This is a genomic window from Thermosynechococcus sp., assembly GCF_025999095.1.
GTDB lineage: Bacteria > Cyanobacteriota > Cyanobacteriia > Thermosynechococcales > Thermosynechococcaceae > Thermosynechococcus.
Genome location: NZ_AP024678.1, coordinates 864,762 through 887,788 on the forward strand (window position 1 = coordinate 864,762; position 23,027 = coordinate 887,788).

A 23,027-nucleotide genomic window follows, 5' to 3' on the forward strand; every position below is an offset into this window, starting at 1 on the left:
ACATGTCTCGTATTGGCAAGCGTCCCATCCCTCTGCCAAAGAATGTCACCCTTACCCTAGACGGGCAGCAAGTCACGGTCAAGGGTCCTAAGGGTCAACTCAGTCGCATTTTTCCCCCGGAAGTGAATGTTGCCCAAGAGGGCGAAACGATTGTCGTCAAACGCCGCGATGACTCTCGACCGGCCAAAGAACGCCACGGCCTCTGCCGCACACTACTGGCCAACATGGTAGAAGGTGTCTCCCAAGGGTTTACGAAAAAGCTCGAGATTCAAGGGGTTGGTTACCGTGCCCAGCTCCAAGGCAAAACCCTTGTCCTCAGTATGGGCTACAGCCACCCCGTTGAGATCGTGCCGCCTGAGGGCATTACTCTAGAAATCGAGGACAACCAAGGTAAAAAAGTCCAGCAAGGCACGATTGTCCTCGTCAGTGGTATTGATAAAGAACTGGTCGGCAACACCTCTGCCCGTATTCGCGCCGTGCGCCCCCCTGAACCTTACAAGGGCAAGGGTATCCGCTATATGGGTGAATTTGTGCGTCGTAAAGTTGGTAAGACAGGGAAGAAATAGATGAAGCAAACTCGTATTGCAGCTCGCCAAAGTCGGCATCGGCGCATTCGCCGCAAAGTCAAAGGGACCAGCGATCGCCCCCGCCTCGCTGTCTTCCGTTCCCATCAGCACATCTATGCCCAAGTGATTGATGACACCCGGCACCACACCCTGGTTGCCGCCTCAAGCCTTGAGCCAGAACTGCGGCAAAAACTGGGGGATGGAAGCACCTGCGCTGCCTCCATCGAAGTGGGGCGACTGATTGCAGAGCGCGCCAAAGCCGCTGGCATTGAGCGCGTTGTCTTTGATCGGGGTGGCAATATCTACCATGGTCGTGTTAAGGCCTTGGCGGAGGCTGCCCGTGAAGCTGGATTAGACTTTTAGAGGATCACCCGATGGCAAATCGTCGTAAAAACCCCCGCAAAGTTGAAAAAGAAACCGACTGGCAAGAGCGGGTCGTTCAGATCCGCCGCGTCTCCAAAGTGGTGAAAGGCGGTAAGAAACTCAGCTTCCGCGCCATTGTTGTCGTTGGCAACGAGCGTGGCCAAGTGGGTGTGGGTGTCGGCAAAGCCGCCGATGTCATTGGTGCGGTGCGCAAAGGCGTAGCTGATGGCAAGAAGCACCTTATTGATGTCCCGATCACCAAATCCAACTCTATTCCCCACCCCACCTTTGGCGAAGGCGGTGCTGCCCGCGTCATGATTCGCCCCGCTGCACCGGGAACTGGGGTGATTGCTGGTGGCTCTGTGCGCACCGTCCTTGAACTAGCAGGTGTACGCAATGTGCTGGCCAAACAACTGGGATCCAGCAACCCCCTCAACAATGCCCGTGCCGCTCTTGAAGCCCTTGCGGCGTTGCGCACCTTCCAAGAAGTCGCCGAGGAGCGGGAAATCCCCATTGAAAATCTCTACAGCAAATAGTTTAGTTAGGAGTTATCCATGCGGTTTCAAGATCTGCACCCCCAAGCGGGATCGCGACGGCGCAAACGGCGGATTGGTCGGGGTATTGCCGCAGGTCAAGGGGCAAGCGGTGGCTTTGGTATGCGGGGGCAAAAATCTCGTTCTGGTCGCTCCACCCGTCCCGGCTTTGAAGGCGGTCAAAACCCCCTCTACCGTCGTCTCCCCAAACTCAAGCACTTTCCCCTCGTCAACCGGAAGGTTTACACTACGATCAACGTGGGTCGTCTCAATACCCTACCGGCCAATAGTGTAGTGACGGTTGAGTCCCTCCTGGAGGCTGGCATTCTCACCACCGCCAAATATCCCCTTAAGGTGTTAGGGGATGGTGAGCTAAATGTCAAGCTAGAGGTTCATGCGGCTGCCTTTAGTGGCAGTGCCCGCAGTAAGATTGAAGCCGCTGGTGGGGTATGTGTGGAGACCTCCGTTGCTGCCGACAGTGAATAGAGGAACTCCAATATGATTGTGAATCGCGGCAAGGCACCCACTGCCCAAGAAACATTTATGCAGATGGCTCAAGCGGCGGGTCTGCGGGGGCGACTCCTGATCACCATTGGGCTACTAATCTTAGTGCGGCTTGGTATCTATCTACCCATTCCGGGAATAGAGCGCGCCGTTTTTGCCCAGAGCGTTCAAGATAATGCCGTGATTCGCTTCCTGGACATCTTTTCAGGCGGTGGCCTCTCTGCCCTTGGGATTTTTGCCCTTGGCATCCTGCCCTATATTAACGCCTCCATCATCATGCAGCTGCTGACTGCTGCTCTCCCCTCCTTGGAGCGACTCCAAAAAGACGAAGGGGAAGCCGGCCGTCGCAAAATTTCCCAAATTACTCGCTACGTCGCTGTGGGCTGGGCGGTTCTGCAAAGCTTCGGTATTGCCATTTTTGTCAGTTCAATTCCCGGTGCTGCTTTACACCCGGGGCCGTGGTTTGTAGCTGAGATTGTTCTTGGCCTTACCGCTGGCTCCATGGTGGTGATGTGGATTTCCGAATTGATTACTGAGCGAGGGGTGGGTAATGGCGCTTCCCTCTTGATCTTTTTGAGCATTGTTGCCTACTTACCTGCCTCGGTGGGCCAGACGATCGCCCTTGCGGAAAGTGGTGGCAACATCGGCGGCATTGTTATCCTTGTGGCTGTCTTTTTAGCCATGATTGTCGGCATTGTCTTCGTTCAGGAGGGGACCCGCCGCATCCCTATTGTTTCGGCACGTCGCCAAGTGGGGCGTAAGCTCTACCGCGAGCAAACCAGTTACCTGCCCCTGCGCTTGAACCAAGGGGGGGTGATGCCGATCATTTTTGCCTCGGCGGTACTGATTCTGCCCTCAACATTGGCACAGTTTACCCGTAACGAACTCGTGGCCCGATTCGCCAGTTATGTTTCTCCGGCAGGGCCGACACCCTGGCTATACGTGACTTTTTATTTGCTGTTGATTCTCTTCTTTAGCTACTTTTACTCCTCCTTAGTGGTCAACCCCGTGGATATGTCCCAAAACTTGAAAAAAATGGGCGCCAGTATTCCGGGGATCCGACCGGGGAAAGCGACTTCTGATTACCTCGAGCGGGTTCTCAACCGCTTGACATTCCTAGGGGCAATTTTTTTGGGGCTGGTGGCAATTATTCCCACAGCAGTCGAGAGTGCCACCAAAGTAACAACATTTCAAGGGCTGGGGGCAACCTCCCTGTTGATCTTGGTGGGGGTGGCGATTGACACCTCAAAGCAAATTCAAACCTATGTGATTTCGCAACGTTATGAGGGGATGGTGAAGCAGTAATGCGCTTAATTTTGTTTGGCGGCCCCGGTTCGGGTAAAGGAACACAGGCGGCAATTCTGACCACGCTCTTGGGCATTCCCCATATTTCTATAGGGGATATTCTGCGGGCAGAGCGAGCTGCCGGCACCCCCCTCGGTCAACAGGCTCAACGCTACATGGATCGCGGTGAACTGGTACCAGATCAGTTGATTGTGGATATGGTGGCCAATCGCTTGCAACAGCCAGATACGACAGCGGGTTGGCTTTTGGACGGGTTTCCCCGCAATGTGGCACAGGCAGCGGTCTTTGAGGAGATGCTTAAAAGCATTCACCAAGACTATGATTACTTGCTTTTTTTAGATGTGCCCGCGGCGATTCTCCAAGAACGCGCCCTAAATCGCGCCAAGCAAGCTACCAATGGTCAGCAGCGCTCCGATGATACCCCAGAAACCATCTTTAAGCGGCTACAGGTCTATGAGCGGGAAACCCTACCGATGATTCAACAGTACATGAGTCATCCTAAGTTTGTGCACATTGATGGAACGCGTACGATCGAAGAGGTAACTGCTGCCATTCAAGCACGTATTGGGGAGGTGAACCGTGTCTAAACAGGATGCCATTGAAATTGAAGGGACAGTGACCGAGTCATTGCCCAACGCCATGTTTCGGGTGGATCTGGACAATGGCTTCAATGTCCTTGCTCATATTTCTGGGAAGATTCGCCGCAACTACATCAAGATTTTGCCGGGCGATCGCGTCAAGGTGGAATTGACCCCCTATGACTTGACCAAGGGGCGGATTACCTATCGTCTGCGCAAAAAGTAGTTTGATCTTTACTGGCCACTCTGCTAACATATAAAATTTGCGACTACATGAGCAACTGATATGAAAGTAAGAGCATCGGTACGGCGTATTTGTGAAAAATGCCGCGTCATTCGGCGACGTGGCCGGGTGATGGTGATCTGCACCAACCCGAAACACAAGCAGCGCCAAGGGTAACCCACTGTTGTTGCACACACATAGGAACTAGATTCATGGCTCGTATTGCTGGTGTTGATTTACCCCGCGACAAACGGATTGAAATTGCCCTCACCTACATCTATGGCATTGGCTTAACCCGCTCCAAAGAAATTTTGGCAAAAACGGGTGTCAATCCTGATACACGCACCCGCGATTTAACGGATGCCGATATTGCGGCATTGCGGGCTGCGATTGACGAGTACCAAGTGGAGGGGGATCTGCGCCGCCTTGAGGCCATGAATATCAAGCGGCTCATGGACATTGGCTGCTATCGAGGGCGGCGGCATCGCCTTGGATTGCCGGTTCGTGGTCAGCGCACCCGTACCAATGCTCGTACCCGTCGTGGTGGTCGTCGCACTGTGGCTGGTAAGAAAAAACCTGCTGCTAAGAAATAATAAGTTTTTCCGCTCCTGCTACCTGATTCACGGTTTGGATAGATTATGGCACCCTCTGCAAAACGCTCTGGCCCTCGTAAGCAAAAGCGCAACGTCCCCAGTGGCGTTGCCCACATTCAGTCCACATTTAATAATACGATTGTCTCAATTACCGACCCCAATGGGGAGGTGATTGCTTGGGCCTCCGCTGGCTCCAGTGGTTTCAAAGGTGCCAAAAAAGGCACACCCTTTGCAGCCCAAACTGCTGCTGATAATGCGGCTCGCCGTGCCATTGATCAGGGGATGCGGCAAATTGAGGTCATGGTGAGTGGTCCTGGCTCCGGTCGAGAAACAGCGATTCGGGCGCTGCAAGCCGCAGGCCTAGAAATTACCCTCATTCGGGATGTGACCCCCATTCCCCATAATGGTTGTCGTCCCCCCAAACGGCGGCGGGTTTAAGTTAGTTTGGGTCACTTGGGAGCACAGCTATGGCATATCAAATTGAATGTTTGGAAACACGGGTTGAGGAGGATCAGGGGCAGTATGGCCAATTTGCACTGCATCCCCTCGCCCCTGGTCAAGGGATTACGGTGGGAAATGCCCTGCGGCGGGTTCTCCTTGCCAACTTACCCGGTAGTGCCGTGACAGCGGTGCGGATCGCTGGCGTCAATCATGAGTTTTCGACGATTCCCGGTGTGCGCGAAGATGTCATGGATATTTTGCTGCAAATGAAGCAGTTGGTAATTCGCAGCCACACCTCAGAACCCCAAATGGGTCGTCTTTTTGCTCAAGCCCCTGCGGATGAGCCATTGACGGTCACCGCTGGTATGGTGCAACTTGGCTCTGAAGTGGAGGTGGTCAACCCCAACCACTATATTGCCACGCTGATGCCGGGGGCAACCTTGGAGATGGAATTCAAGATTGAAAGGGATCGCGGCTATCGCTCGGTGGAGCGGGTGCGGGACGATCGCCTTGCCTTGGACTATCTCCAATTGGATGCTGTCTTTATGCCCGTGCGGCGGGTGAACTATACCGTTGACTCTGTGCGCAGTGCCGGTGCAGAGGGCGATCGCCAACTCCAAGACTACCTAAAGCTGGAAATCTGGACAAATGGCAGCTTGACTCCCCAGGATGCCCTCAATCAGGCGGCAACGATTCTTGTGGATCTCTTTAGCCCCTTGAAGGAAGTGCCCCTACACACCTCTGAGGCCACCCCCAGCGATGAGCATGACGAAACGGGGCAAATTCCCATTGAGCAACTTAATTTGTCGGTCCGTGCCTACAACTGTCTCAAGCGTGCCCAAGTGAATACGGTGGCTGATCTCCTTGAGTACTCCCAAGAAGAGCTACTGGAGATCAAAAACTTCGGTCAAAAGTCGGCTGAGGAAGTGATCGAAGCCCTACAAAAACACTTGGGAATTACGCTACCGCCCCAAAAAGCGGCCCGTAACTAGAAAGATGAGTGAGGTTTACCTATTATGCGTCACCAACGTCGGGTTCCCCAACTAGGACTACCAGCGGATCAACGAAAAGCACTGCTGCGGGCATTGACCACTGAGCTGATTCGCCATGGCCGCATTACCACCACCAAAGCGCGGGCGAAGGCTGTCCGCGCAGAGGCCGAGCGGATGATCACCTTGGCAAAGGATGGTTCCTTGGCGGCACGGCGGCGTGCCCTTGGCTATCTCTACGATAAGCAACTGGTACATGCTCTGTTTGCCCAGGCTCCAGGGCGCTATGGCGATCGCAAGGGTGGCTATACCCGTATTATCCGCAGTGTGCGGCGGCGGGGTGATAACGCCGAATTGGCAGTCATTGAGCTGGTGTAGCAGGCAATGATGACAGCGATCGCCCCGCCTCAAAGCGGCCAACGCTTGGCACTGCTCATTCAGTACCAGGGCACCCACTTCCACGGCTGGCAACGCCAAGTGGGCCAGCGCACGGTGCAGGAGGTGATTGAGCAGGCGATCGCCAGTGTTGTCAATCATCCCGTCTCTGTGGTTGCCGCAGGGCGCACGGACACAGGGGTTCATGCAGCGGGTCAAGTGGCCCATGTCACGGTCAACTCGCCTATTCCTGTGCATCGTTGGCCGGGGATTCTCAATGCTCGCCTGCCCGCTGATGTGGTGATTCGGGCGGCGGCGGCTGTGCCTCCTCACTGGCATGCCCGTTTCTCAGCGCTGTGGCGTCGCTATCGCTATACTCTCTATACCGACCCCTGCCCCAATATCTTTCTGCGGCCTTGGACATGGCACTACTACTATGCCCCCTTGGATGTGGCAAAAATGGCAGCAGTGCTTCAGCCATTGTTGGGGCGGCATCACCTAAGTGCATTTCACCGTTCTGGCTCCAATCGTGCCCATTCTTGGGTGGAGGTACAGGCGGTGAGTTGCCAGCGGCGCGGCGCCCTTGTGGAAATTGAGGTACAAGCTTCCGGATTTCTCTACGGCATGATGCGCCTGTTGGTGGGCCTTTTGGTACAGGTGGGACAAGGCCAGCGATCGCCCGCCAGTTTTACGGAAATTTGGCAACAGGAGCAACGCCACCTTGTCAAGTATGCTGCACCCCCCAGCGGCCTTTGTCTATTGGGGGTGGGTTATCCTGAATCACCGTTCCCCCCTGCCCTGTGCACCGAGGCGATGCCCCAGTTCCAGTTAGCCTCTGTTTGCCCTGAATTGTCTATCGCATAGAACTATGGAGTTTGTGATGACCAGTACCCTAAAGACACCCCTGCCGGCTGTGGATGACCTTGCTCCCCAGTGGTATGTCATTGATGCCACCGATCAACGGTTGGGTCGGCTGGCCGCAGAAATTGCCCGCATTCTCAGGGGCAAAAACAAAGCGATTTACACCCCCCACATGGATACGGGTGACTTTGTGATTGTCATCAATGCCGAAAAGGTCACCGTCACTGGCAGAAAACGCTCCCAAAAACTCTACCGTCGTCACTCCGGACGTCCCGGCGGCATGAAAATTGAAACCTTTGATCAACTGCAAGCCCGTATTCCAGAGCGGATTATTGAGCACGCTGTCAAGGGGATGCTGCCGAAAAATTCCCTTGGCCGCAAACTCTTTACCAAGCTGAAAGTTTATGCTGGGCCAGAGCATCCCCACCAAGCGCAAAAACCCCAGCCTTTGACCCTTAACACGATTCCGGGAGCCTAACAATGCAGATTGCTGATCAGTCTAAGCGGGTAGTTTACTTGGGAACAGGTCGCCGTAAGTCGGCCGTAGCACGGGTGCGATTGATTCCTGGTAGCGGTCAGTTATTGATCAATGGCCGCAATGGGGCTGACTACCTGCAAAATAACCCTATCTACCTCAACTTGGTGAAGGCCCCCCTTGAAACCCTTGGACTTGAAAATAGCTATGATATCTATGTCAATGCCACGGGGGGTGGTCTGACAGGGCAAGCGGACGCTATTCGTCTAGGTATTGCCCGTGCCCTGTGCCAACTGGACATCGAAAACCGCAAGCCCTTGAAAATGGAAGGCTATCTCACCCGCGATCCCCGTGCCAAGGAGCGGCGTAAATACGGTCTGCGCAAAGCCCGCAAAGCCCCCCAATACTCAAAACGCTAAAATTTTGTTTTTGACTTCTCGTTTGTGGTGAGACTCCTATGCCAAAACCAAACATTCATCCCCAGTGGTATCCCGAAGCCAAAGTCTATTGCGATGGTGAAGTGGTTATGACAGTTGGTTCCACGAAACCAGAACTGCACGTAGACATTTGGTCAGGTAACCACCCCTTCTTCACCGGTACTCAGAAAATTGTTGACGCCGAAGGGCGGGTGGAGCGCTTCCGCCGTAAATACAGCGGTACCAAACCTCAGCAAACAGCTAAAGGGAAAAAAGCCGCCACTAAATCTACACCTAAGACTAACAAAAAGGGCTAATTGCTCTTTATGTCCCTCTTTTTTCAGCCCGCCGAGTGGCTGCCCCATCGCGCCTGTTGGTTAGCTTTCCCGAGTCACGAAGATCTTTGGGGAGAGTTATTACCGCAGGTGCGCTTTGAGTTTGCTGCCCTCTGTCGGGCGATCGCTGACCCTGATCCGGTTACGGGTCAATGTCGGGGCGAGCAACTGAAAATTCTGGTGCTGGATGAGACAGGAAAAGCCACTGCCCATTCCTACTTAGGCGATCTCAACCCGCAATTTTATCAAGTGCCCTTTGGCGATATTTGGCTGCGGGATACAGCACCTATCGGGCTCATTAATGAAGCAGGGGAGCGGCGACTTCTCTGTTTACCCTTTAATGGTTGGGGCAAAAAGTATCAACTTGCTGACGATAGCGACTTAGCAATCCGCTTAGCCAGACTGATGGGCATACCCTATGGCGCCGTACCCTTGTTCCTCGAGGGGGGAGCAATCGAAGTAGATGGGGAAGGGACTTGCCTCACCACTCGCCAGTGCCTTCTCAACCCCAACCGCAATCCCTATTTAAGCAGTGAAGAAGTGGAAGCCCGCCTCAAGCCCGCCCTTGGCGTGAGTAAAATTCTCTGGATTGAATCGGGACTTGCCAATGATCACACCGATGGCCACATAGATACGTTGGTGCGTTTTGTGGCTCCCGCAAGGGTGGTGTGCATGTTGCCCGAAAGTACTGAGGATCCCAACTATGAGGTTTTGCGGGCGATCTATGAGCAGTTGCAAACCCTGACGGATGCCAAGGGGCGCTCCTTAGAGGTGATCCCAGTGCCTTCACCGGGGCGGGTGCTCAGCCGCAAGGGGGAAATTTTGCCGGCCAGTTATATGAATTTTTATATTGCCAATACTACTGTTGTTGTCCCCACCTATGGTGTTGCAGCGGATACCAAAGCGGTTGAGGCGATCGCCAAGCTCTTTCCCAGTCGCAGAACCATTGGCCGGCCCGCACGGACCATTTTAGAAGGGGGAGGCGCTTTCCATTGCATTACTCAGCAGGAGCCATGAGGACAATTACCGTTGCTGCCATTCAAGCACAACTGACCGATGACGTTGAGACCAATATTCTGCACCTCAGTGATTTGGTACGGGAAGCCCATCGGCAAGGGGCACAGGTGATCGTTCTGCCAGAGCTGTTTGAGGGCCACTACTTCTGCAAGGAAGAGCGGGAGATTCACTTTCAGCGGGCACACCCCGTGAAAAACCATCCGACAATCGCCCACTTTGAAAGGTTGGCGCGGGAACTGGAGGTGGTGATTCCGGTCTCGTTTTTTGAAAAAGCTGGCCCCGCTTACTACAACAGTGTGGCCATGATTGATGCGGGGGGCGTCAATCTTGGTGTCTATCGCAAAAGTCATATTCCCGATGGCCCCGGCTATGAGGAAAAGTTCTACTTTCGACCGGGAAATACAGGCTTTCGGGTCTGGCGCACCCGCTACGGCAGAATCGGTGTCGGCATCTGCTGGGATCAGTGGTTCCCCGAGGCAGCACGGGTGATGACCCTCATGGGGGCAGAGGTGCTCGTGTATCCCACCGCCATTGGCAGTGAGCCCCATGATCCCACGCTGGACACCAAAGACCCTTGGCAACGGGTGATGGTTGGCCATGCAGTGGCCAACGTGATTCCAGTGGTAGCAGCGAACCGTGTTGGTGATGAGGGGGGGCAAGTATTTTATGGCAGTTCCTTTATTGCCAATCCAAGGGGAGATCTGGTGGCCGAAGCTGATCGCTCCCAAGAAGCCGTGCTTGTTCATAAATTTGATTTAGAGGAAATTGAGCGCCTACGGGCGGCCTATGGCTTCTTTCGCGATCGCCGGCCCGGACTCTACAAAGCCTTGTTGACTGCCGATGGTGTTATTTGACCTATGGCGCGATGATCATCGGCCTGGGTTATTCTTAAAGACGGCTGAAGGGTACAGCTACATTTCAGTGTCCTGGTCGCGATCGCCAGCGGCCTAGCCCCACCGACCGCTGCTTTTGCAACTGCGCAATTATCACTGCCCAATTATCAAAAATTATCAAAGTGACGGCTCTAAACTTTGCTGCCTACAGTACTTCTAGTCCCTCTGCTAACGATGCCACAGGTCGAATTATCTTCCTCTGCAGGCATGTCCAAGCTGTGATTACGGTTTGTCTCAGCAGTGGCATTGCCACTGTTTTATCCCTCGATTGATAAATAACCTGCCGCAGGGGGTGCCTTGACTACAATCTTTACAATCTTCACATTAATACTGCTTGCAGGCACATCTGAGCAGAGGGAAGCAGCGAGAGCGGCTTGCCTACCCCCCTGCCTGCAAATAATTAGAACCCCTGAAATTTTTGGCCACATTCCCACCTGTCAGTTCGTGTCTGGGGGCATCGACAGCAATAGGATGAAGACTAAGAAACCGTAAAGCGATTGGTTTCCTCCCGAATTTGCTCAAAGGTAATCTCTTGAGCCGTACCTGCAAAGGGATGATCCGGGGTTAGAAAGAGGAGACAGTGACACTCCCGCCGTTCCCGCATGGGCACACAGGGACAGTTCCAGTAGGCGGCTGCCACCTCTGCTTCTTTATCTTCATAGTGGCGACAGGGACACAAGGGAGAGCCATAGTCGTCTTTATGTTTGGCTAGCCCCTCCAAAACCACAGCGGTTGTCCCTAAGTCTGAACAAAAGTAGGTTCCAGTGCGCTTGGCATAGGTTTCCGCAAACTTGCGCATGGCTTCAAGGTTTTTGTCGGAGGCCTGTTGGGGTTTGTAGCTGCTACTCATGGCAAAATTTGCGACACGAACCTTCTTTCAGTGTAGCGGAAGGCGATCGCTCAATTGGCCTCCCGTGAATTAAAAGATGCAAAGATCCAGGGTGCTGGAGTTGAACCAGCCTATGGCGAATTATGAGTTCGCTGCCTCATCCGCTCGGCCAACCCTGGCAAAATCCCTATCATTTCCAATATAGTCCCCCTTGGTGCCTTCTACTGCTAGCTTGCTTGAATAGTCATTGAGGGGGGGATTTGTGGCTAGAGTTTTTGGGAAGATTCGGAATGAAGCCAATTTACTTAGATGGACTGGCCACTACACCGGTGGACCCCCAAGTGTTAGCAGCAATGTTGCCCTATTTTAGCGATCGCCCCGGCAATCCCAGTAATCGTGGCCATGCCTACGGTTGGGAAGCCGCCGCCGCCATTGATGTTGCCCGCGAAACCATTGCCGCAGCCATCCATGCCCGTCCAGAGGAGATTATTTTTACCAGTGGTGCGACCGAGGCCAATAATCTGGCCATTAAGGGGGTGGCTGAAGCCTACTACAGTCGCGGTCGCCATATCATTACCGTACAGACGGAACACAGTGCGGTGCTTGCTCCCTGCCGCTATTTGGAGTCCCTGGGCTTTCGGGTGACCTATCTGAGGGTGAATGAAAAAGGGTTGATTGATCTCGCTGAGTTAGAGCAGGCCTTTACGCCCGAGACCCTCTTGGTGTCTGTGATGGCTGCCAACAATGAAATTGGCGTGCTGCAACCCTTGGCTGAGATTGGTCGCCGCTGTCGCGATCGCGGCGTACTCTTCCACACTGATGCCGCCCAGGCCCTGGGCAAAATTCCCTTGGATGTTCAGGCGCTTCAGGTGGATCTCATGTCCCTCACCGCCCACAAACTCTATGGGCCCAAGGGTATTGGTGCCCTCTATGTGCGGCGCGATCGCCCCCGGGTGCAACTGGCGCCTCAACTCCACGGCGGTCCTCAAGAACAGGGCTGGCGATCGGGAACCTTAGCCACTCCCCTTATTGTCGGCTTTGGAGCAGCGGTGCAACTGGCTCAGGAACGTCAAGCAACGGATATTCCTTATTTGTGGCATCTCAAGGAACGACTCTGGCAGGGGTTGGTTTCCTTGGGGGATATCTACCTCAATGGTGATTGGCAGCAAAGTTTGCCCAACTGTCTCAATGTCAGTATTGCTGGGGTTGACGGCAATGCCCTGCTGCGCTCCATTTATCCCTATGTCGCCCTCTCGACGGGAGCAGCCTGTAGTAGTGAAAAACCTACCCCTTCCCATGTTCTGCTTGCCTTGGGGCGATCGCCCACCCTTGCCCGCGCTTCCCTGCGCTTTGGCCTATTGCGCACCACGACAGAGGCAGACATTGATACTGCCCTTGAGCACATTGGCCACAGCATTTGGCAACTACGCCATGTGAGATAGAGATTCTTTACATTTTTTAATAGTTATAGTTTCTTGATATAAATTTACAATATTCTCAAATGCCGACAATGTCATAGTTTCCGTGATCTAAATCACATCTAAAAGGGCTCTTACGTGGAATCACGGATGATCCCCAGTTACAGAATTCATAGAATAATAACGTACGCTAAATCAATCCTTAATAAGCAGTTATATCCCCTGTTGATCCCCTACAAAACTTGCCCATGGGCGGAAATAGACAGCGGGAAATCAACTCCTAAGATGCCAACACATAAGGATGTCAACACAATAGTTGGGGGAATGCAGCATGACAAAATTATTGCCCGTTACTGCCTACACCATTCGCCGTCTGTTGCGGCAATATCAAGGACAGCTCAAATCCGTGGTGGTGGAAGGGGCTTGCTTAGTGGCGGATCCCGAAGCAGACCTGAATGCGGTTCTCGAGAGCCTCTATTTAGATGAAGAGGAAGTCCGCACTCAAGTGGCTGAAATTGAAAAGCTGATGCTAACTTACCAACTCCTCTTGAAGAATGGCGCAAAGGAACAAGCCATAGCCATTGAGGATCGAATTTTCTGGATTTTCGGCCTGAAACGGATCGGCAATCCCTCCAGCGAAACAACAGCCGAAATGCTCATGATGATATAACAGCGTTCAGGGACCGGCAAAAATTGCTGCTTCCACATCCCCACGGGGGCAGGAGTACTTAAAAGAACGCTGACTCACACTGCCCGCAAGGCGATCGTGATAGACCACCTGAAGTTCCTCAATATCCAAGCAAATCCGGGCTGACCACTGCGGATACTCTAACTCCCAACAGTGGATATCTGTTTCGTCTCGCACACAGCCCTTTTGCTGTAGCCAGGCTTCAATTTGCGGCAGGGCATGATTATACAGGGGAGTTTGGGGATGCGGTAAGGTATTCATGCGAGTTGAGAAAGACGACTAACAACTTGCAAAATCCATTCTTGCCCCTGTTGGGACAAACCGACAATCACCGCCAAAACCAGACAACTGACAAAGGTGAGCCCCAAGATAAACAGGGCAAATAGCTCCCCCGGCGAGAGGGGGCGATCCTCTGAGGGAATGCTGGTAGAACGCCCAGAGCTTTGGGAGCGAGAGGCCACACCTACCCCTGTCCTATGGGGTGGCTTCAACTGAGGATGGCCACGCAAGCGCAATTGCAAGTCATACCATTGCCGTTGCTCTGGGTTAGTCAGCACGGCGTAGGCTTCATTGAGGCGATGAAACTCCTCGCGGGCGATCGCCAGCGGCAATGTCGTCGTATCAGGGTGGTAGAGCTTACTCTTTTCCCGATAAGCACGGCGAATCTCTGCCAACGAGGCCGTGGGCGCCACCTCGAGAATGTCGTAGTGGGTTCGCAATGGGGACGGCTGGGCCATAGTGAGATTTACTTGACCAGATCGAAGATCTTGAACATGGGCAGGTACATCGCCACCAAAATTGACCCTACCATACCCCCTAACACCGCAATCATCAAGGGCTCCATCACACTGGTCAGAGCCTTCACTGCCTGCTCCACTTCATCTTCGTAGAAGTCAGCCACCTTCATCAGCATCTTATCCAGTTCCCCTGTCTCCTCACCCACGTTAATCATCTGGGTGGCTAGAACCGGAAAGACCCGTTCCTGTTGCAGTGCAAGGCTCAACATCCCCCCTGTCTGGACTTGCTTCGCAGCGCGATCAATGGCATTGGAGATCACTTGGTTTCCCGCTGTGGCACTTACAATCTCCAGGGAGCGCAAAATCGGCACCCCCGAACGGGACAACGAGCCAAAGGTGCGGCAAAACCGTGCCACCGCCGTTTTTTGGATCAAATCGCCAAAGAGGGGCAACTTGAGCAACAGGCCGTCAATCGTTAGGCGGCCGTTAGGTGTTTTGTAATAGAAACGAATCCCTAAGACCAAAGCAATGACAGCAACAATGAGCAATGCCATATACTGGGGTGTGCGCAGGAATTGACTAAGAGCCACCATCATGGCTGTAAAGGGAGGCAACTCACCTCCCAACTGTTTAAAAATCCCCTCAAACACAGGAATCAGAAAAATCACCATCCCTAGGAAGATACCCACCGCCAGCAGACCCACCACCACGGGATAGGTCAAAGCCGACTTAATCTGGTTGTTGAGGCGAGCCTGATCCTCCAGTAATTTTGAGAGACGGTTGAGCACTTCGTCGAGAACCCCCCCTGTTTCCCCCGCTTGGATCATCGCCACAAATAGGTTGTCAAAGGCCTCTGGGTGGGGGCGCATGGCATCGGCTAGGGTACTCCCCTGTTGAATATCATTGTTAACCGCCATGAGGATTTTCTTCAGTTTGGGGTTAGTACATTGGTCAGCCAAAACAGCGATCCCGCGCACCAAGGCCACACCGGCATTCACCAGTGCCGCAAACTGACGAGCAAAGATTGCCCGATCCTTCACTGTAATTTTGGCAAGGAAGCTCAGGTCGAGATCCGACTTGAGAGTAAATTTCTGAGCCTCTTTGACCTCTAGAACCTGTACCCCTTGCAACTGCAAAGCCATGCGGGCCTCTCGAGGGGTTGAGGCTTCCTCACGTACCGTTCTGTATTTGCCTTGGGCATCTCGTATCCGCACCTCATAGGTTGCCATGACTCACTACCTCTCTCTCAGATTCATCTGGTGTGCTCGCTGACGGCTCCCTAGCGCACTGCCGCCGCAGGTGCACCTGCCCCAATAAGACGTTGCAGCTCATCTGGACGTGAAGATTTGGCCATTGCTGCCTCATAGGTAATTACCCCCGCACGATAGTAATCGGCGAGGACTTTTTCGAGGGTTTGCATCCCCAGCTTACCGCCCGTTTGAATTGCCGAATAAATCTGCGATGTCTTGCCTTCGCGAATCAGGTTGGAGATCGCAGGGGTCACTACCATGATCTCTTGGGCCATAATCCGCCCGAATTCACCGGGCTTCGGATTCTTTTTGGGCACCAGTGTTTGGCTGAAGACCGCCACCAACGAGTTGGACAACTGGACACGAATTTGCTGTTGCTGCTCAGGGGGAAACACATCCACCATGCGGTCAACGGTTTGAGCTGCTGAACTGGTATGCAAAGTGCCCATCACCAAGTGACCCGTTTCCGCTGCTGAGATGGCAAGCTGAATCGTTTCCAGGTCACGCATCTCACCCACCAGGATAATGTCCGGGTCTTCCCGCAGCGCTGCCCGCAGGGCATTGGCAAAACTCTTGGTGTCTTCGCCCACCTGCCGCTGATGGATCAGGCTCTTGATCGGTTCATAGACAAACTCAATGGGGTCTTCAATGGTCAGAATATGCTCGGCACGGGTTTTGTTGATCAGGTCAATCATTGCCGCCAAGGTTGTGGTTTTTCCTGATCCTGTCGGCCCAGTCACCAGAATCAGGCCCCGTGGCCGCTCACTCATTTCGCGAACGATATTGGGCAATCCCAATTGTTCAAAGGTGGGGATCTTGGAACTTAAAGCCCGCAGGCAGGCGGCATAGGTACCCCGGTCTTTATACACATTGACGCGGAACCGCGCTAAACCCCGCACACCATAGGAGCAGTCCAACTCCCAGTTTTGCTCTAGGTGCTTGCGTTGGCTATTGTTGAGCATGCTGAAGATCAGGCGCTGGCATTGCTCTGGGGTGAGGGGCTCGTAATCCATAGGGGTTAATTTACCGCTGATGCGCACGTAGGGGGGGATACCTGCTGAAATGTGCAGGTCTGAACCACCGTTGGCCACGACCTGCTCCATGAGATCCTCAATCATCAACTCCATAGGGTGCTCCTCGTTTAGTCGTTAAAAGGTTACTGTCTAGCTTTAGTTTCCTGCAACTTCACTGCTGGTTTAATCCAGAAAGCGGGGAGTCATGCAATAGGGACAATCCAGCCACTCAGGTGCTAGTTCGGCGCCACAACCGCGACAGGTCAGCGAGCTCTTCCGCTTGGCTTTCAGCTCTGCCTCTAGCCCAGTGTCTGTAAAGGTAACCCGCTCCACCTCCTCAAGGGTCGTCAGTCCCTGTTTAACAAGCTCCAAGCTGTAGGCCAACAGGGTTTTCATGCCCTCTTCCACGGCAGCTTCTTTAATTTGCTCGGTGGGGGCACCTTCTGTAATTAAGCGTTGCAACCGCTCGGTGACTCGCATAATTTCGTAGACGCCAACACGCCCTTTGTAGCCTACACCACCACATTTACTGCAGATGGGCTGGCCACTGGCCTTGGCTGCTTGAATCTGCTCGGGGGTGAGTTTATTGGCTTTGTAGAGGGTGAGGTTGACGTCCTTGGAAGCCGAGAGTCCAAAGCGTGCCAGCTCTTCGGGGGTGGGGGTGTAGGGAATGCGACACTCACTACAGACTCGCCGCATTAACCGCTGTGCCACCACGCCAATTAGGGAAGCCGAAACCATAAAAGGTTCAATGCCCATTTCGGAAAGACGGGCGATCGCGCTCGGGGCATCGTTGGTGTGTAGTGTCGTCAGAACTAAGTGACCCGTTAAGGCAGCCTCAATAGCGGTTTTTGCGGTTTCCTTGTCGCGGGTTTCCCCCACCAGAATCACATCCGGGTCTTGGCGAAGAAAGGCACGTAGAATTGAGGCAAAGTCCATCCCTTTTTCCCGAATCACCTGCACCTGTGTTAAGCCAGGCAGGGTGTATTCAATCGGGTCTTCCGCGGTACTGATATTGACACCGGGGCTATTGCACTCAGCAAGGGCAGAGTAGAGGGTTGTTGTTTTCCCTGAACCCGTGGGACCGGTCACCAGAATTAAGCCAAAGGGGCGCTTCGTCATTTCACGGACAATGGCAAGACTCTCTGGGTCCGTGATCAGTTTATCCAAGCCCAACTGGGTGGCGGAATTATCCAAAATCCGCAAACAGACTTTTTCGCCCCAACGGCTGGGCAGGGTATTTACCCGGAAGTCCACGCGTCGACCCTGGAACATTTTACGAATGCGGCCATCTTGGGGGGCACGCCGCTCAGCAATGTCGAGGTCCGCCAAGATTTTGAAGCGAGAAACCACCGCTGGCACGATTTTTTTCGGCAGGGGGTCAAAGGCTTGGTGCAGCACCCCATCTTTGCGGAAACGAATCCGTAGGTATTCTTCCTGGGGTTCAACGTGGATGTCAGACACCCCTTCCGTGAGGGCTTTGGCTAGGATTTTGTTCACAAGGGCAATAATCGGCGCGTCCTCTGCTCCTCTGAGGGCTTCGGCTAGGTCAACCTCCTGCTCCCCTTCAATCTCTTCGAGGCCGCCGATGGCTTCAACATCTTCTTCGATGTTGATTTCACCGATCGCCGCCGGGGCATTTTTGCTGGCGGTGGTTTCTGCCACCTGTTTATTGAGAATCGGATCAATGAGGCGCTGGTAGTCCTCTAGGGTAATCACCATCCGTTTGAGCGTGAGGTTGTGACTGCGCAGCAGACGGGTGAGGTTGTCAATGGCTTGGAGGTTGTCGGGATCCACCATCGCCACCAATAGATAGGGGGGGTCGGCATCGAGGTGCTTGGCAATGGGGATGACTTGATAGGTGCGGCAGGTATCAATGGGTACAATTGTGTTGATCAGTTCCTCGATTTGCTCGGTGGGAAAACGATTGAGTTCGGGATCAAGGCAATCAACCCCATAGATCACTTTGAGTTCAAAAAGCTGCTGCTTGTGGTACTGGCGTAACACATCGGGGGGCATGGTGGTGCCCGTCATCTCCTGCAACACGGCGACTAGGGACTTGCCGGTTTTGCGGGCGGTGTTCATTGCTTCCCGGACTTGATCGATACTGGCGTAACCGGAGGCAACAATGGCACGTTCTGTGGGGCTAGCGGCTCTACCCCGCACGGTAAGTGCTTTGCGAGAGGACGATGGGGATGTGTTGACCATAGGGCGCATTGGGGTCTGGATGACTTGCCTACTATAGTAGCAACAACCTTCCCAGAGATTTAATGGGTATTTTCACGGTTTATTTTTATTGACATTTTTGTTGACAATTCTTTTTATGAACGTTTCCCAACCGCGATCGCTAGGTTTTGCATAGGCTGAAAATGATTGATAGTCCTGCGGCACATTAGAAACTACTAGTTATCTTTTCTCCCTGTTAGCGCGTCCTCTCAATTCCCTCATGATCCTGTGGAGGTTTGCTCTATGCGTGTCAAAGACGTGATTTTGCCCCTACTGGTGGTTAGTTTGGTCTTTGTCGGTTTTGGCGATCGCTTTTTGCCAGCGCCTTTGAGCACGGCGAGTGCCAGTAGCCGCGAGCAATTGAATGGCTTTCTCAAGGGAATGTTTACGGGGTTTAGTACCTATAACCGCTACCATAAGACGGAGGAGATGATTCGCCAAGTAGAACAAGCGGAGAGAAAAAAATAAATGCGCCGCTTTTTGCTCTTTTTACTCTCGATGATCAGCAGTGGGGCGATCGCCCTCTTTTCAGTACAGAACGCAAAAGCGGTGTCCCTAAAATTTTTATTTTGGCAATCCATTGAGATGCCCCTTGGCCTGCTGCTGGTCTTTGTGGCAGCGATCGCCCTGTGGCTACCCTATTTAGCCCAGTCGCTGCGGCGATGAAGTGGCACTCTATTCTTGCCCTTTGGCTTGTTCTCATTTTTTTCATTTTGACGGTGCAACCAAAAATTGCAGCCGTTGCAGCGTCACCCTTGATCCTAGAGGTAAATCCGGTGCATCCCCAAGCCACTGATGCGGGCAAGGGAATGCCAGCAACCCCTTTTCGCACCATTGGCGCTGCTTTGGCCTGGGCACAGAGGCAGGATCGCCCCACCGAGATTTACATTCATGGCGGGATTTATCGGGAGGCCCTGGGTACGATTCGTGATCGGCAGACGCCCCTGCGACTGCTGGCCAGGGCGGGCGATCGCGTGATTTTGCGCGGCAGTCAACGATGGTCAGATTGGCAAGTGGTCTCTAGTACCTCGAACTTCACCATTTACCGTCACCCTTGGACACTGGCTTGGGGCTTTTCGGGTAATCCGTGGACAGCGTTTGATATTGAGTTACCCCCCGTGGCGCAGCGGGGCGAACTGGTGTGGTGGCAAGATACTCCCCTGCGGCAGCGGCTCTCCTTAGGTGAGTTACAGGGTCAGGATTTCTACGTGGATGATGCCCAGCACCAACTGTATGTGGCACTGCCTGCCGGCGTCTCACCCAGTGAATTAGAAGTCGCTGTTCACCGTGAGGCTTTACGAATTTTAGACAGTGGTTTGATCAGTTTGGTGGGGTTACGCTTTGAACACTATGGCGGCACATTTACCCAGGCGGTGCGCATTGAACGCAGCCATGACATTGAGGTCAAAGACTGTACTTTTTGGGCCAATAATTGGGGCGGCCTCGAAAGTCACCAGAGCGATCGCCTGCGGGTGGAGCGAACGCAGTTTCTCCAAAATGGCTGGCGGGGCATGGCGGGGGCTCACTTGCAGGACTTCACAGTCCAACAGGTGCTTGTTCAAGGGAATAATTGGCGGGGGGCATGGGCAGGCTTTTACGATTGGGATGCGGGGGAGAAATACTTTCATCTGCGCCGTGCCGTCTTTGATCGCTACCGCGCCATTGCGAATCAAGCAGCCGGTCTGTGGCTTGACACCGATAATCAAAACGTCGAGATTCGGCGATCGCAATTTGTCGGTAATGCCGTAGTGGGTCTTTTTCTAGAGGCGGGTACGGGGCCAGTCACAATTGAAGATTCCTTGATTGCCTATAACTACAGCATCGCCCCCAACTATTTACAGACGCCGGGCATTTTTGGCTGGGCAGCGGCCCATGTGACCCTGCGCCGCAATTGGATTTGGGAAAATCGGGGTCCACAGATTGGTGTCCGCGATCCTGCACCGCGAACGATCAACCTGCCAGAGACGGGAGCACCAGTCACGATTAGTTCCCAAAATTGGCACCTAGAGGGCAATTGGATTGGCAGCCGCCAAGAGGTGCTCCTGACAACCCTCAAGGGGGAAGCCTTCCTGCAGACACTGAGACTCGAGGATAACCACTGGTGGAGTGAAGCTCCCTACCCCTTTCGCCTAGAGGGGGAAAATGTCACCTGGTCACAGTGGCAAGAGCGATATAGCCATCCCAGCGATCGCTGGATCATCCCCTAGAGGCGACTGCGCACCTGATTCATCAAGGCCTGGGCGGAGGCCTCATCCACAAACATCCCCAGTTGGATCTTCGTTTGATTGCCACTACCCACCAAAAAGGCATCGGGGACAACCGCCTGCATTTTCTTCAAGTCCGCAGGCTCCCTGTAGGAAGCCAGCACATAGTAGCGGCCATTGGGCGTTTTTTCGACAAAAATCTGGGGCGTAGGCTCAGGTTCAGAGGAGGCTGGGCTGGTCGTAGGGGGGGGTGATGCACTCGGAGCTGGACTAGCCGCAGGTTCCAATTGAGCAAGGGTGCTGCGATTGACATCGGGAAACTCCCGGGCACTCATATCCGGGCCAACCGTGGGTGATGCTGCCGTTGGGGTTGCAGGGGTGGGGGCGGGTGATTCCGTGGCAACGGGAGCGGATCGGCGGTTGAACCACCACAGGGTTGCGCCACTCAACCCGGCAAGAATGCCAACCACAATGAACCAGCGTTGCACAAGATGTTGACTATTGCTTTCGTGCCGCTGAAACCAAGGACGCTGTTGATTTTTTCGTGCCTGCTTGAGCAGCTCACGGGTGGAGGCAAAGGGGCGCTTTGTTGGGGAGGGCGTTTGGGGGGTGGGGGGATCACTGGCATAGGACGGGGGTAAGAGTTCTGCTAACTCTGTGGGATCAAACTCGAAAAATGAATCGGCAAGTTCTTCATTGGTGTGTTCAGCGGTGGTGGGTGTTGTCTCAGGTGTGGGTGCTAAGGAATTGACAACGGGAGCAACGGTTTGGGCAATAGGTGTTGCGGTAGCGGTCGGGGAAACAGTCGGCTCTGGGGCGATCGCAGATGGGTCAACAGGCAGTGCCTCAAAGGGCGAATGGGCTTGCACCATGCGATGGCAGCGATATTGGGTGAGTTCTGCCTCTAAACTAAGGTTGAGGCAAGCCAAAGCCGCTTGTAAACGTTGGCGATCGACGGTGGCAGAGGTCATAGCAATCGCTCCGAAAACAGTGCCCTAGAGTCCTTTGAGTTTGAGTTAACGCACTACCCCCATGGATTATGCAACAACCTGTGCAAGTTCGCCAAAATGCCACAAACTCCCACTCTTGAGTGTTTGCATTCCCGCCTATAACCGCCCCCAAGGACTGGTGGAAGGGGTGCGCTCAGTGGTGGCAGCATTGCCCCGTGAGTACCACGATCAAGTGCAAATTATCATTACGGATGATTCTGCCACGCTAACAGCCGTACAGGATTTGCTCGCTCCCTGGTCAGGCCACTGGCACTACCAGCACAATGCCCAACGCCTAGGAATGGTGGGCAACTGGAATGCGAGTTTGGCCAGGGCCGCCGGGGAGTTTATCCTGCTGTTGCACGATGATGATTACCTACTCCCCCAAGGAATCACGACAATTCTAGCAACCCTCCGCAGGTACGGCAGCCAGTTTGATGTCTTTCTCTTTGGGGTGCATCTGGTAGATTCCCATCAGCGCTGTTTGCGACGGCAGATACCCCGCCGGCAAGGATGGCTCCCCCCGGCTCAAGCCCTCAGGCAATTGCTGCGTCATTCTTCATTTGTGCGGTTTCCAGCCTTGATCTGGCGGCGATCGCTCCTCGAGGAGGTCGGCTATTTTGATCCCGCCTACGGCGAAGCCACAGACCTCTACCAGTGGCTACGATTCTTCGCCCAAAAGGGTGTTTACACCGTTCCCTGCGCCACCGCCGCCTACACGATCCACGATCAAGCCCTGACGATGGGAATGTTCCAAGCCCAGACCTTGGCCACGCTAGGGCGTATTTTTGCCGCCGCCGCTGATTTATCTATTCTCTCACCAGCGGAACTACGGCAGTGCCAGTGTGACTTTTTTCACCAGTTTATCTTGGCGGGAACATGGCGATTTTTGCGCCGAGGGCAGTGGCAACGGGCACAGGCGGTTTACCAGCTGTTGACTCTGCCGCAGGTAGTTGCTTTGGGGCGATCGCGCCGCTGGCAAGGCTTGCGTTGGCTCTTTGGAACTTGGCTGTGGCTACTGCAACAGGTTAGCTCCTAGGTGGGCACCCCACCCTCTACCGTTGCGCAGCCGGCCCATAGGGCAGCGGTGAGCGTTGGAGTCTGTCACGGCGTGCCATCAATCGTAACAACTCGTTATCCTTAAGCCACTGTCAAAAAAAGCAGCCTAAAATTAATTTGGTTACTGTGGATTCAATGGTGCTTGGA

32 protein-coding genes and 1 tRNA gene are annotated in these 23,027 nt (G+C 53.8%); 25 read left to right on the forward strand and 8 right to left on the reverse strand.

The features are described from left to right. Positions 1-2: 2 nt before the first annotated feature. The 19 genes from rplF to Q0W94_RS04365 all read left to right on the forward strand — a co-directional run bounded on the left by rplF (position 3) and on the right by Q0W94_RS04365 (position 10,739). The gene (rplF, locus tag Q0W94_RS04275; protein WP_297761593.1) at positions 3-566 is read left to right on the forward strand and encodes a 50S ribosomal protein L6; all 564 of its coding nucleotides are present in this window, start codon (positions 3-5) and stop codon (positions 564-566) included. Then, on the forward strand, positions 567-929 hold the full coding sequence (gene rplR, locus Q0W94_RS04280; protein WP_297761596.1) for a 50S ribosomal protein L18: 363 nt from the start codon (positions 567-569) through the stop codon (positions 927-929). An 11-nt stretch (positions 930-940) separates the two neighbouring features. After that, positions 941-1,465, forward strand: coding sequence for a 30S ribosomal protein S5 (gene rpsE / locus Q0W94_RS04285; protein ID WP_011055952.1), 525 nt, complete (start codon positions 941-943; stop codon positions 1,463-1,465). Positions 1,466-1,483: 18 nt separating this feature from the next. After that, the gene (gene rplO / locus Q0W94_RS04290; protein WP_297761600.1) at positions 1,484-1,948 is read left to right on the forward strand and encodes a 50S ribosomal protein L15; all 465 of its coding nucleotides are present in this window, start codon (positions 1,484-1,486) and stop codon (positions 1,946-1,948) included. A gap of 12 nt (positions 1,949-1,960) precedes the next feature. Continuing rightward, positions 1,961-3,271 carry a preprotein translocase subunit SecY gene (gene secY / locus Q0W94_RS04295; protein ID WP_297761603.1) on the forward strand — a complete coding sequence of 437 codons (1,311 nt, stop codon included), beginning with the start codon at positions 1,961-1,963 and terminating at the stop codon, positions 3,269-3,271. Then, a complete protein-coding gene (locus Q0W94_RS04300) occupies positions 3,271-3,858 on the forward strand; it encodes an adenylate kinase (RefSeq protein WP_297761606.1) in 588 nt (195 codons plus the stop codon). The genes secY and Q0W94_RS04300 overlap by 1 nt, the downstream gene beginning before the upstream one ends. Further along, positions 3,851-4,075: a translation initiation factor IF-1 gene (gene infA, locus Q0W94_RS04305; protein ID WP_011055956.1), complete on the forward strand. Its 225-nt coding sequence runs from the start codon at positions 3,851-3,853 to the stop codon at positions 4,073-4,075. The genes Q0W94_RS04300 and infA overlap by 8 nt, the downstream gene beginning before the upstream one ends. Positions 4,076-4,135: 60 nt before the next feature. After that, positions 4,136-4,249, forward strand: coding sequence for a 50S ribosomal protein L36 (rpmJ, locus tag Q0W94_RS04310; protein WP_011055957.1), 114 nt, complete (start codon positions 4,136-4,138; stop codon positions 4,247-4,249). Between the two features lie 35 nt (positions 4,250-4,284). Further along, on the forward strand, positions 4,285-4,665 hold the full coding sequence (rpsM, locus tag Q0W94_RS04315; RefSeq protein WP_024125578.1) for a 30S ribosomal protein S13: 381 nt from the start codon (positions 4,285-4,287) through the stop codon (positions 4,663-4,665). A 45-nt stretch (positions 4,666-4,710) separates the two neighbouring features. Beyond that, on the forward strand, positions 4,711-5,103 hold the full coding sequence (gene rpsK, locus Q0W94_RS04320) for a 30S ribosomal protein S11 (protein ID WP_011055959.1): 393 nt from the start codon (positions 4,711-4,713) through the stop codon (positions 5,101-5,103). A gap of 29 nt (positions 5,104-5,132) precedes the next feature. Continuing rightward, on the forward strand, positions 5,133-6,098 hold the full coding sequence (locus tag Q0W94_RS04325; RefSeq protein ID WP_297761611.1) for a DNA-directed RNA polymerase subunit alpha: 966 nt from the start codon (positions 5,133-5,135) through the stop codon (positions 6,096-6,098). A 24-nt stretch (positions 6,099-6,122) separates the two neighbouring features. Next, complete coding sequence (rplQ, locus tag Q0W94_RS04330) at positions 6,123-6,473, forward strand: 50S ribosomal protein L17 (protein ID WP_024125581.1); 351 nt, start codon at positions 6,123-6,125, stop codon at positions 6,471-6,473. Positions 6,474-6,479: 6 nt separating this feature from the next. Next, positions 6,480-7,334, forward strand: coding sequence for a tRNA pseudouridine(38-40) synthase TruA (gene truA, locus Q0W94_RS04335; protein ID WP_297761616.1), 855 nt, complete (start codon positions 6,480-6,482; stop codon positions 7,332-7,334). Positions 7,335-7,350: 16 nt separating this feature from the next. Then, positions 7,351-7,809 carry a 50S ribosomal protein L13 gene (gene rplM / locus Q0W94_RS04340; RefSeq protein ID WP_297761619.1) on the forward strand — a complete coding sequence of 153 codons (459 nt, stop codon included), beginning with the start codon at positions 7,351-7,353 and terminating at the stop codon, positions 7,807-7,809. A 2-nt stretch (positions 7,810-7,811) separates the two neighbouring features. Then, entirely contained in the window at positions 7,812-8,225 is a 414-nt protein-coding gene (rpsI, locus tag Q0W94_RS04345) for a 30S ribosomal protein S9 (protein WP_297761622.1), read from the forward strand. A gap of 38 nt (positions 8,226-8,263) precedes the next feature. Then, the gene (rpmE, locus tag Q0W94_RS04350; RefSeq protein WP_297761625.1) at positions 8,264-8,539 is read left to right on the forward strand and encodes a 50S ribosomal protein L31; all 276 of its coding nucleotides are present in this window, start codon (positions 8,264-8,266) and stop codon (positions 8,537-8,539) included. 9 nt (positions 8,540-8,548) lie between these two features. Continuing rightward, entirely contained in the window at positions 8,549-9,574 is a 1,026-nt protein-coding gene (locus Q0W94_RS04355; RefSeq protein WP_297761628.1) for an agmatine deiminase family protein, read from the forward strand. Further along, positions 9,571-10,428: an N-carbamoylputrescine amidase gene (gene aguB / locus Q0W94_RS04360; protein ID WP_297761631.1), complete on the forward strand. Its 858-nt coding sequence runs from the start codon at positions 9,571-9,573 to the stop codon at positions 10,426-10,428. The genes Q0W94_RS04355 and aguB overlap by 4 nt, the downstream gene beginning before the upstream one ends. 161 nt (positions 10,429-10,589) lie before the next feature. Beyond that, complete coding sequence (locus Q0W94_RS04365) at positions 10,590-10,739, forward strand: hypothetical protein (RefSeq protein ID WP_297761634.1); 150 nt, start codon at positions 10,590-10,592, stop codon at positions 10,737-10,739. 206 nt (positions 10,740-10,945) lie between these two features. Here Q0W94_RS04365 and Q0W94_RS04370 read toward each other — a convergent pair whose 3' ends face one another. After that, positions 10,946-11,317, reverse strand: a complete 372-nt coding sequence (locus Q0W94_RS04370) for a ferredoxin-thioredoxin reductase catalytic domain-containing protein (protein ID WP_297761637.1) — start codon at positions 11,315-11,317, stop codon at positions 10,946-10,948. An 85-nt stretch (positions 11,318-11,402) separates the two neighbouring features. Beyond that, positions 11,403-11,475: transfer RNA gene (locus Q0W94_RS04375), tRNA-Ile, on the reverse strand. A 111-nt stretch (positions 11,476-11,586) separates the two neighbouring features. Between Q0W94_RS04375 and Q0W94_RS04380 the strand changes: the two genes are divergently transcribed. Both Q0W94_RS04380 and Q0W94_RS04385 read left to right on the forward strand, forming a co-directional pair. Then, entirely contained in the window at positions 11,587-12,738 is a 1,152-nt protein-coding gene (locus tag Q0W94_RS04380) for a cysteine desulfurase family protein (protein WP_297761640.1), read from the forward strand. 307 nt (positions 12,739-13,045) lie between these two features. Next, on the forward strand, positions 13,046-13,384 hold the full coding sequence (locus Q0W94_RS04385; protein ID WP_297761643.1) for a hypothetical protein: 339 nt from the start codon (positions 13,046-13,048) through the stop codon (positions 13,382-13,384). Between the two features lie 6 nt (positions 13,385-13,390). Here the strand turns inward: Q0W94_RS04385 and Q0W94_RS04390 are convergent, their stop codons facing one another. The 5 genes from Q0W94_RS04390 to Q0W94_RS04410 all read right to left on the reverse strand — a co-directional run bounded on the left by Q0W94_RS04390 (position 13,391) and on the right by Q0W94_RS04410 (position 18,610). Continuing rightward, complete coding sequence (locus tag Q0W94_RS04390; RefSeq protein WP_297761647.1) at positions 13,391-13,663, reverse strand: DUF3143 domain-containing protein; 273 nt, start codon at positions 13,661-13,663, stop codon at positions 13,391-13,393. Beyond that, the gene (locus Q0W94_RS04395) at positions 13,660-14,139 is read right to left on the reverse strand and encodes a J domain-containing protein (RefSeq protein WP_297761650.1); all 480 of its coding nucleotides are present in this window, start codon (positions 14,137-14,139) and stop codon (positions 13,660-13,662) included. Before Q0W94_RS04395 ends, Q0W94_RS04390 begins: the two co-directional genes overlap by 4 nt. 8 nt (positions 14,140-14,147) lie before the next feature. Next, on the reverse strand, positions 14,148-15,368 hold the full coding sequence (locus tag Q0W94_RS04400; RefSeq protein ID WP_297761653.1) for a type II secretion system F family protein: 1,221 nt from the start codon (positions 15,366-15,368) through the stop codon (positions 14,148-14,150). Between the two features lie 50 nt (positions 15,369-15,418). Then, positions 15,419-16,516: a type IV pilus twitching motility protein PilT gene (locus Q0W94_RS04405; RefSeq protein WP_297761656.1), complete on the reverse strand. Its 1,098-nt coding sequence runs from the start codon at positions 16,514-16,516 to the stop codon at positions 15,419-15,421. A gap of 69 nt (positions 16,517-16,585) precedes the next feature. After that, the gene (locus Q0W94_RS04410; RefSeq protein ID WP_297761659.1) at positions 16,586-18,610 is read right to left on the reverse strand and encodes a GspE/PulE family protein; all 2,025 of its coding nucleotides are present in this window, start codon (positions 18,608-18,610) and stop codon (positions 16,586-16,588) included. Between the two features lie 261 nt (positions 18,611-18,871). Between Q0W94_RS04410 and Q0W94_RS04415 the strand changes: the two genes are divergently transcribed. The 3 genes from Q0W94_RS04415 to Q0W94_RS04425 are packed head-to-tail and all read left to right on the forward strand — an operon-like array spanning position 18,872 to position 20,835. Further along, entirely contained in the window at positions 18,872-19,096 is a 225-nt protein-coding gene (locus Q0W94_RS04415) for a hypothetical protein (protein WP_297761662.1), read from the forward strand. Further along, entirely contained in the window at positions 19,097-19,294 is a 198-nt protein-coding gene (locus tag Q0W94_RS04420) for a lipopolysaccharide assembly protein LapA domain-containing protein (protein WP_297761665.1), read from the forward strand. Then, positions 19,258-20,835 carry a right-handed parallel beta-helix repeat-containing protein gene (locus Q0W94_RS04425; protein ID WP_297761668.1) on the forward strand — a complete coding sequence of 526 codons (1,578 nt, stop codon included), beginning with the start codon at positions 19,258-19,260 and terminating at the stop codon, positions 20,833-20,835. Before Q0W94_RS04420 ends, Q0W94_RS04425 begins: the two co-directional genes overlap by 37 nt. On the opposite strand, the gene Q0W94_RS04430 is transcribed toward Q0W94_RS04425, so the two are convergent. Beyond that, a complete protein-coding gene (locus Q0W94_RS04430) occupies positions 20,832-21,803 on the reverse strand; it encodes an SPOR domain-containing protein (RefSeq protein ID WP_297761670.1) in 972 nt (323 codons plus the stop codon). The genes Q0W94_RS04425 and Q0W94_RS04430 overlap by 4 nt on opposite strands. A gap of 115 nt (positions 21,804-21,918) precedes the next feature. On the opposite strand from Q0W94_RS04430, the gene Q0W94_RS04435 reads away from it, so the two are divergent. Beyond that, complete coding sequence (locus tag Q0W94_RS04435) at positions 21,919-22,860, forward strand: glycosyltransferase (protein WP_297761672.1); 942 nt, start codon at positions 21,919-21,921, stop codon at positions 22,858-22,860. Positions 22,861-23,027 lie beyond the last annotated feature (167 nt).